The following is a 7544-nucleotide window of genomic DNA, read 5'->3' on the forward strand; positions in this document are numbered from 1 at the left end:
TTCGTGAGGGCCTGCATTAAACTGGGGGCTTGCCCGGATAGGAGTAATGCCATGACCGCAAATGAGCCGATTGGCTACGACGAACTGGACGATGCCGTCGTCCGCATGCAGCTGGCTACCGAGGCCAGCGACCTGCATGGTTCGCTATGCGGCTTCCTGGCGGGCGGCGGGCGCATCGGCAAGCAGCCGTTGATCGAGACGCTGCACCTGGACGCCGAGGGCTTCACCCCTTCCGTCCCGGCCCAGGCCGTGCTCGATCGCCTGGTCAAGCAGAGCGAGGCCGAGCTGGCCGATCCTGAACTGGGCTTCGAGCCGCTGCTGCCGGCCGACGATCGTCCGCTGCCGGAGCGCGCCGAGGCGCTGGTCGACTGGTGCCGTGGCTTCCTGGGCGGCTTTGGCCTGGCCGGTGCCGAGGCGCACGGCAAGTTGTCGGACGAAGCCGAGGAGATCCTGCGCGACCTAGGCACGATTGCCGCCTCGTCGTTCGACTTCGGCGAAGAAGGCGAGGACGAGGACGCGCTGATCGAGGTGCATGAGTTCGTTCGCGTGGGCGCCATGCTGTTGTTCGCCGAATGCGCCGGCCGCAACAAGCCCGGCAGCGATACCGTGCATTGAACATCTCGGCCGAGGAATTCGCCCGCCGTCGCCGCCAGCTGATGCGCATGGCGGGCGAGGATGCGGTGTTGCTGATTGCCGCCGCACCCGAGCGCGTGCGCAATGCGGACGCCAATTGGCCCTACCGGCAGGATTCGGACTTGCACTATCTGTCCGGCTTCCCCGAGCCTGCCGCGGTGCTTGCCTTGCTGCCCGGGCGCAAGCACGGCGAAGCCGTGCTGTTCTGCCGCGAACGCGACGAGGAACACGAGCGCTGGCATGGCGAGTCTATCGGCACCGATCGCGCGGTCAGCGAACACGGCATGGACGATGCGTTTCCCATTGACGATATCGACGACATCTTGCCGGGCATGATCGAGGGCAGGGCGCGTGTCTACTGTCATTTCGGACGCGAGCCGGAGTTCGACGCGCAGCTGCTGGGCTGGATGCGCCGCCTGCGCCAGTTGCGCGGTGGCGGCGTGGTGCCGAAGGAGTTCGTGGCGCTTGGGCACCTGCTGCACGACCTGCGCCTGTACAAGTCGCGCGGCGAGCTGAAGCTGATGCGCAGCGCCTCGTCAATTGCCGCCGATGCGCACCTGGCCGCCATGCGTGCCGCCGTTGCCGGCCGCCAGGAATACGAGGTTGAGGCCGAGATCCTGCGCGTGCTGCGCAGCCGCGGCGCGGTGCCGGCGTTTCCGCCTATCGTGGCCGGCGGCGTCAACGCCTGCGTGATGCACTACACCGCCAATCGGGCCTCATTGCGCGACGGCGACCTGCTGCTGGTGGACGCGGGTGCGGAAGTGGACTGCTATGCGTCCGACATCTCGCGCACGTTTCCGATCAACGGTCGCTACAGCCGGGAGCAGCGCGCGCTGTACGAAGTGGTCCTGGCCGCCCAGCTCGCGGCCATCGACGAGGTGTTGCCGGGCCGGCCTTTCAGTGCCGCGCACGAGGTGGCGGTGCGGGTGATTGCCGAAGGACTTTGCGCGCTGGGACTGCTCAAGGGCGATGCGGATAGCGCGATTGCCGAAGGCAGCTACAAGCGTTTCTTCCCCGCCAAGACGGGCCACTGGCTGGGCCTGGACGTGCACGACGTGGGCGACTATCGGGTGGACGGCGAGCCGCGTTTGCTCGAAACGGGCATGGTGGTGACGGTGGAGCCCGGCATCTATGTGCCGCCGGGCGACGCCAGCGTGGCCGAGCGTTGGCGCGGCATCGGCATTCGCATCGAGGACGACGTCGCGGTCACGCGTGACGGCAACGACGTGCTTACGGCTGGCGTACCGAAAGACGCCGACGAGATCGAAGCCCTGCTCGCGTCACGCTGAGCAGGGTCGTCATGCGCGTCAGCGGCGCATGTCGCGGGGGCGCGCGTCCTTGAGGCGATGCGCTTCATCCGTCGCATCTACCTCGTACCACATGGCATTGAGGATCGCGAACGCGCAGGCGAGGCCAAGGCCGAGTATCCAGGTGAAATACCACATGACGTCGTTTCCCTATCAGTAAGTGTGGCCAGACTCGCGGATGTGTTCCAACGTCACGCGCCCGCGCAGGACGTGGAACACCCAGCTGGTGTACGCGATGATGATCGGCATGAAGACGAGGGCGGCGCCCAGCATCAGTTGCAAGGTGCCGCGGCTGGATGATGCGTCCCAGACGGTGAGGCTGGAACGCGGATCGAGGCTCGACGGCAACAGGAACGGGAACAGTGCAAAGCCCGCCGACAGGATGGTGCCGGCCACCATCACGCTGCTGCACAGGAACGCACCCAGCCCGCGCTTCGCCACGATGAGCTGCACACCAATCGCGCCAAGCAGGCCGAGCACGGGCGCTGCCCAGAACCACGGGTATTGCATATAGCTGGCGAACCAGCTGCTGCCGTGCGCCACTTCCTTGTACAGCGGATTGGACGGGCCATCCGTCACGACCGGCCCCACGATGGCGAAACCCGCCGCGCCGTAGGCGAGCCAGATGCCGGCCACCACGTAAAACACGCTATAGGCCAAGGTGGCCCAGCGCGCCATGCGCGCGGCGCGATCGGCGATGACATGGTCGGCCTTGTACGCCGCCCAGCAGGCGCCGTGGGCCAGCAGCATGCTGAGCGAGACGAGGCCAGCGACCAGGGCGAATGGATGGAGCAGCTCGAAGAAGCTGCCATGCCAGGTCATGCGCAGATTGCCGTCGAACTGGAATGGCACGCCCAGGAACAGGTTGCCGAACGCCACGCCGGAAATCAGCATCACCACCACGCCAGACAGCACCAGTACCCAGTCCCATGCGTTGCGCCAGCGCGGGTCGTGGACCTTGCCGCGGAAATTGAAACCCACCGGCCGCATGATGAAGGCGAGCAGGACCAAAAAGATGGCCAGGTACATGCCGGAGAACGAGACGGCGTAGAGCATCGGCCAGGCCGCGAAGGTCGCGCCGCCGCCGAGGATGAACCACACCTGGTTGCCCTCCCAGGTCGGTTCGATGGTTTCGAGCAGCACCAGGCGCTCTTCCTCGCTGCGGGTCAGGACACGCAGCAGCGCCGCAATACCGAAGTCGAAGCCGTCCATGATGGCGAAGCCGATCAGCAGGATGCCGAGCAAGGCCCACCAGATCACCCGCAGGGTTTCGTAGTCGAACATGGCTCGTTCCTCAGGTCTGCACGGGAATGATGGTGGCGGCCGGCGCCGTGGACGGTTGGCCGGGTGGCCATAAGCCGAGTCCATCCGGACCCTTGCGGGCGAACCTCACCATCAGCACCACGTCGATCACCGCCAAGACGGTGTAGAACAGCACGAAGCCGCCAAGCGAGGTCCATACCTGGCCGGTCGTTACGCTGGACACGCCTAGCGCCGTCGGCAAGACGCCTTCGATCGACCAGGGCTGGCGACCGTATTCGGCAACGATCCAGCCCAGCTCGATGGCAAGCCACGGCAACGGCAGACTGCAAAGTGCCAGCCGCAGGTACCAACGGTCCTTGTCGAGCTGGCGCTTGCTGGCCTTCCAGAAGGAGAAGGCGAACAAGGCGATGAAGTAGAAGCCGCAGGCGACCATGATGCGGAATGACCAGAACAGCACTGGCACGTTGGGAATCGTGCTGTCGGCGGCTTTCTGGATATCCTGCGGCGTGGCCTTGCGCGGATCGTCGATGTGGCGCTTGAGCAGCAGCGCGTAGCCCAGATCCTTGTCATGGGCGGCGAGTATGGCCTTGGCCTGCCGGTTGTTGCGGTCCGCGCGCAACGTCAGCATCGCGTCATACGCGAGGATGCCCTGGTCGATCCTGCTCTTGGCGTCGTCGACCAGGTCGTGGATGCCGGGAATCGGCTCGTCGATGGAGTGTGTGCCGATCAAGCCCATCACCCACGGAATGCGCAGTGCGTAATGGGTGGTGCGATTCTCGATATCGGGGATACCGAACAAGGTGAAGGACGCGGGCGGGGGTTCGGTTTCCCACATGGCCTCGATCGCGGCCATCTTCATCTTCTGGTTCTGCGAGACGGCGTAGCCCGATACGTCGCCCAGCACCACTACCGAGAGCGAGGCGGCCAGGCCAAAGCTGGCTGCCACCGTCATCGAGCGCTTGGCGAAATCCACATTGCGTCCGCGCAGCAGATACCAGGCGCTGATCGACAGCACGAACATGGAACCCAGCACGTAACCGGCGCTCACGGTGTGCACGAACTTCGCCTGTGCTACCGGGTTGAAGAACACCTCGCTGAAGGAGGTGACTTCCATGCGCATGGTCTCGGGGTTGAAGGCCGATCCGACCGGGTTCTGCATCCAGCCGTTGGCGATCAGGATCCACAGCGCGGACAGGCTGGTCGCGAGGGCGAGGAACCAGGTCACCAGCAGATGGGTGACGCGCGAAACGCGGTTCCAGCCCACGAAGAACAAGCCGACCAAGGTGGCCTCGAGGAAAAATGCCATCAATCCTTCGATCGCCAGCGGCGTGCCAAACACGTCACCCACGTAGTGGGCGTAGTAGGCCCAGTTCATGCCGAACTGGAATTCCATGGTGACGCCGGTGGCGACGCCCATGGCGAAGTTGATGCCGAACAGGATGCCCCAGAACTGGGTCATGCGCTTCCACACTTCACGTCCGGTCATCACATAGACGCTCTCCATGATGGCGAGCATCCAGACCAGGCCAAGCGTGAGCGGTACGAACAGGAAGTGATACAGCGCGGTCAACGCAAACTGCATGCGTGAGAGCGAAACGACATCGGGGTCGATGATCATGGGCTGTCTGCGCGCGAGGTGGATGATGCGGCTGCCGGTGCAAGCAGATGCTCGATGGCAGCGGGACGAGTGTCGGGTCGTGCATACGGCGTCATCGCGACCCACCAGATCAGCGTGAGCAGCACGATCTTGGCGATGACCAGGAGAATCAACTTGCGCGCCAGTTGGCGTAACGGACGGCGCTGGAAGGCGGCGATGGCCGGGTCTGGTGCAACCGGATCGGCTGATTGCATGGACATGCCCAGGGCTCTTGCTTACCTGGAGCGAGCATACGCAAAGGATGTGAAGGTGTCGTGCGGGGGGATGTCGCAGCGGTGGATGGTCGCGGGGCGTTATGCCTCGCCGGCGCCGTCCCAGGGACTATGTAAGCGTGGTGGGAGCGCGGTAATCGAGAGAGCGAGTAGCGCGAAAGCCACCCGGCGGCACGGTCGGTCGCCGGGTGGCAACGGTCACAGCAGGGCGAATGCATCCCGGGTCAGGTTTTCGGGCGCGCCGTCGGTGCACACCACGTCGTCCTCGATGCGGATGCCACCGTAAGGGCGGAAGCGTTCCACCTTCGCCCAGTCGATATCGCTGGCCACCGGCTTGGCACGCAGTTCGTCCAGCAGCATGTCGATGAAATACAGGCCGGGCTCGATGGTGACCACCATGCCCGGTTCGAGGTCGCGGGTCATGCGCAAATACGGGTGGCCTTCCGGCCGTGCAATCGTGCCGCCGAGCTCGTTGCGCTGGAAGCCGGCCACATCGTGCACCTGCAGGCCAATCGGATGACCCAGGCCATGCGGGAAGAACGCTGAGGTGACACCCGACTCGACGGCGCTTTCGGCACTCATGCGAATGAAGCCATGTTCGCGCAATACGTTGGCAAGCACGTGGTGCGCATGGATATGCAGTTCCGGATAACCCTGCCTGGCGCGCACTCGGGCGACAAAGCCCTGCTGGGCGGCGTCGACGCTGTCGACCAGGGCCTGGAATTCGGTGTGGCCGTAGGCGGCATAGGTGCGTGTGATGTCGCTGGCATAGCCGGCGGCGCTGGCGCCTGCATCGATCAGGAACGAGCGGCTTTGCGCCGGTGCCGTACGATCGAAGTGGGTGTAGTGCAGTACGGCGCCATGCTCGTTGAGACCCACGATGCTGGCATAGGGCAGATCGGCATCGTTCTGCCGTGCCGCCGCGAGATACGCCATGTGGATGCCGAACTCGCTTTCGCCCGCACGGAAAGCCTGCTCGGCCGCGTGATGGGCGCGGGCGCCGATACGGCTGGCCTCGCGCATCAGTTCCAGCTCATAAGCCGTCTTGTACGAGCGATGCCAGTGCAGGTAACTCAGCACGCACTGCGGGTTGTTCGCCTCGGCACCGGGTACCGCGGGACACTCCGGCCCGATGATGGCGCGGCGGGTGTCGACGCCCGGCAGCTGCGCGACCGCGTCGGTCGCATTGCGCACGATGACAATGTCGAAATGCTCCACCCAATAACCGCTCGGCGCGTCCGGCACGACGTGCCAGTAATCGCGTGGCTGCAGGAAGATCAGCTTGGGCTTGTGGCCGGGCGTGTAGACGATCCAGCTGCCGGGTGCATCGGTCAGCGGCAGCCAGTGGCGAAAATGCGGATTGGTGACGAACGGGTAGTCCTGGTCGTCCAGATATTTGCGCAACGGCGTGCTCGCGGCGATCACCAGATGGTCGTACCCGCCTATGGATAGCGCCTTGTCCGCGCGGGCGCGGAGTGTGGCCAGGTGCTGGGAATAGAGCGGGGCAAGGCGATCGTGCATAGGGACTCCTGAGTGTTTTGCCTGCGGCGCAAGCGACCGAGCAGGTGTGTTTGGGGCGCGTGTAGGTGTCGCGGGGGCGCGCTACATGATCGCGCGGTAGCGGCACGCGTGCCAGTCGCCTGGACTCTCTGTCGCTTTCTACTTTCGCTTGTCAGGCCATCAGCTTTTAGCCGCCGAATTTCTAGTCACGCGGGACATGTACGCGGGACACGTTGCAGCTCCCCTCACCGTCATCCCCGCGAAGGCGGGGACCCAGCGCCTTTCGTCTTTGATCTAGCGCTACCGCGATCGGGCTCGCCTGCGGCGGGCTTCCGAGCCGCTGCCGCGGCCCGGGTTACTTCTCTTTGTGTGGCCAAAGAGAAGTAACCAAGAGAAAGGCCACCCCGATGGCGCGCCTTCCGGGCTGACGCCCTCCAGGTGCGCGGGTGGGTTACGGAGGTTTGTCGACAGGGCCTCCTGCCCTGTCGACAAACTGGCCGGCATCCCTGCCGGCCACCCTGCGGGCTTTTCCTCCACCCACCCGACGCGCCATAGGGGACCCGGAGAGCGGCAGAGCAACCCCAAAGCCATAGCCAAAGCGAAAGCGAAAGCGAAAGCCAAGCAACCGCGATGAGCAGCGCACCGCGCTGCTCGAGCCTTGGGCTTTTGACTGTGGGGCCCTGTGCGGCGCGGTGAGGGGCGGACGATCAGGCCCCGCAGGGGTGCCTGGCAGGGATGCCAGGCACTTTTCGTCAGGGCAGGAGCCCTGTCGAAAAGCCCGGCCGACCCTCACGGACTTGCCGAGCGCAAGCTCGGCAAGCGCCAAGCGGGGTGCCTTTTCTCTTGGTTAGGCGGTGTCAATCTAGAAGTGCATCATCGATGGCTTGGGCGAGGTCATCACGCCCCAGCGCACGCATGATCATCTCCGCAGGGCAGTGGTAGTCGAGCGTGGCTCGCGGGCGCAGGTTCATC

The 7544-nt window shown here is 64.9% G+C and carries 7 protein-coding genes and 1 pseudogene; 2 read left to right on the plus strand and 6 right to left on the minus strand.

From position 1 onward, the window contains the following. Positions 1–51 precede the first annotated feature (51 nt). Together OUZ49_RS19435 and OUZ49_RS19440 are read left to right on the plus strand one after the other, a co-directional pair. Positions 52–615, plus strand: a complete 564-nt coding sequence (locus OUZ49_RS19435; protein WP_266152267.1) for a UPF0149 family protein — start codon at positions 52–54, stop codon at positions 613–615. After that, complete coding sequence (locus OUZ49_RS19440; protein WP_266152268.1) at positions 573–1922, plus strand: aminopeptidase P N-terminal domain-containing protein; 1350 nt, start codon at positions 573–575, stop codon at positions 1920–1922. Before OUZ49_RS19435 ends, OUZ49_RS19440 begins: the two co-directional genes overlap by 43 nt. A gap of 18 nt (positions 1923–1940) precedes the next feature. Here OUZ49_RS19440 and cydX read toward each other — a convergent pair whose 3' ends face one another. The 6 genes and pseudogenes from cydX to OUZ49_RS20985 all read right to left on the minus strand — a co-directional run. Continuing rightward, on the minus strand, positions 1941–2078 hold the full coding sequence (gene cydX / locus OUZ49_RS19445; RefSeq protein WP_266152269.1) for a cytochrome bd-I oxidase subunit CydX: 138 nt from the start codon (positions 2076–2078) through the stop codon (positions 1941–1943). Between the two features lie 15 nt (positions 2079–2093). After that, entirely contained in the window at positions 2094–3224 is a 1131-nt protein-coding gene (gene cydB / locus OUZ49_RS19450; protein WP_266152270.1) for a cytochrome d ubiquinol oxidase subunit II, read from the minus strand. Between the two features lie 10 nt (positions 3225–3234). Next, positions 3235–4818, minus strand: a complete 1584-nt coding sequence (locus OUZ49_RS19455) for a cytochrome ubiquinol oxidase subunit I (protein ID WP_266152276.1) — start codon at positions 4816–4818, stop codon at positions 3235–3237. Further along, entirely contained in the window at positions 4818–5060 is a 243-nt protein-coding gene (cydP, locus tag OUZ49_RS19460; protein ID WP_266152271.1) for a cytochrome oxidase putative small subunit CydP, read from the minus strand. Before cydP ends, OUZ49_RS19455 begins: the two co-directional genes overlap by 1 nt. 210 nt (positions 5061–5270) lie before the next feature. Next, positions 5271–6593: a Xaa-Pro dipeptidase gene (gene pepQ, locus OUZ49_RS19465; RefSeq protein ID WP_266152272.1), complete on the minus strand. Its 1323-nt coding sequence runs from the start codon at positions 6591–6593 to the stop codon at positions 5271–5273. An 836-nt stretch (positions 6594–7429) separates the two neighbouring features. Continuing rightward, positions 7430–7544, minus strand: a pseudogene (locus OUZ49_RS20985) (IS30 family transposase); the annotation flags it as partial.

The organism is Dyella halodurans (genome assembly GCF_026283925.1).
Taxonomy (GTDB): Bacteria; Pseudomonadota; Gammaproteobacteria; order Xanthomonadales; family Rhodanobacteraceae; genus Dyella; species Dyella halodurans.

Excerpts from the sequence above, each read along its gene's own strand:
- OUZ49_RS19435 (WP_266152267.1), top strand. The coding sequence starts at position 52 with ATGACCGCAAATGAGCCGATTGGCTACGACGAACTGGACGATGCCGTC.
- OUZ49_RS19440 (WP_266152268.1), top strand. The coding sequence starts at position 573 with ATGCGCCGGCCGCAACAAGCCCGGCAGCGATACCGTGCATTGAACATC.
- cydX (WP_266152269.1), bottom strand. The coding sequence starts at position 2,078 with ATGTGGTATTTCACCTGGATACTCGGCCTTGGCCTCGCCTGCGCGTTC.
- cydB (WP_266152270.1), bottom strand. The coding sequence starts at position 3,224 with ATGTTCGACTACGAAACCCTGCGGGTGATCTGGTGGGCCTTGCTCGGC.
- cydP (WP_266152271.1), bottom strand. The coding sequence starts at position 5,060 with ATGTCCATGCAATCAGCCGATCCGGTTGCACCAGACCCGGCCATCGCC.
- pepQ (WP_266152272.1), bottom strand. The coding sequence starts at position 6,593 with ATGCACGATCGCCTTGCCCCGCTCTATTCCCAGCACCTGGCCACACTC.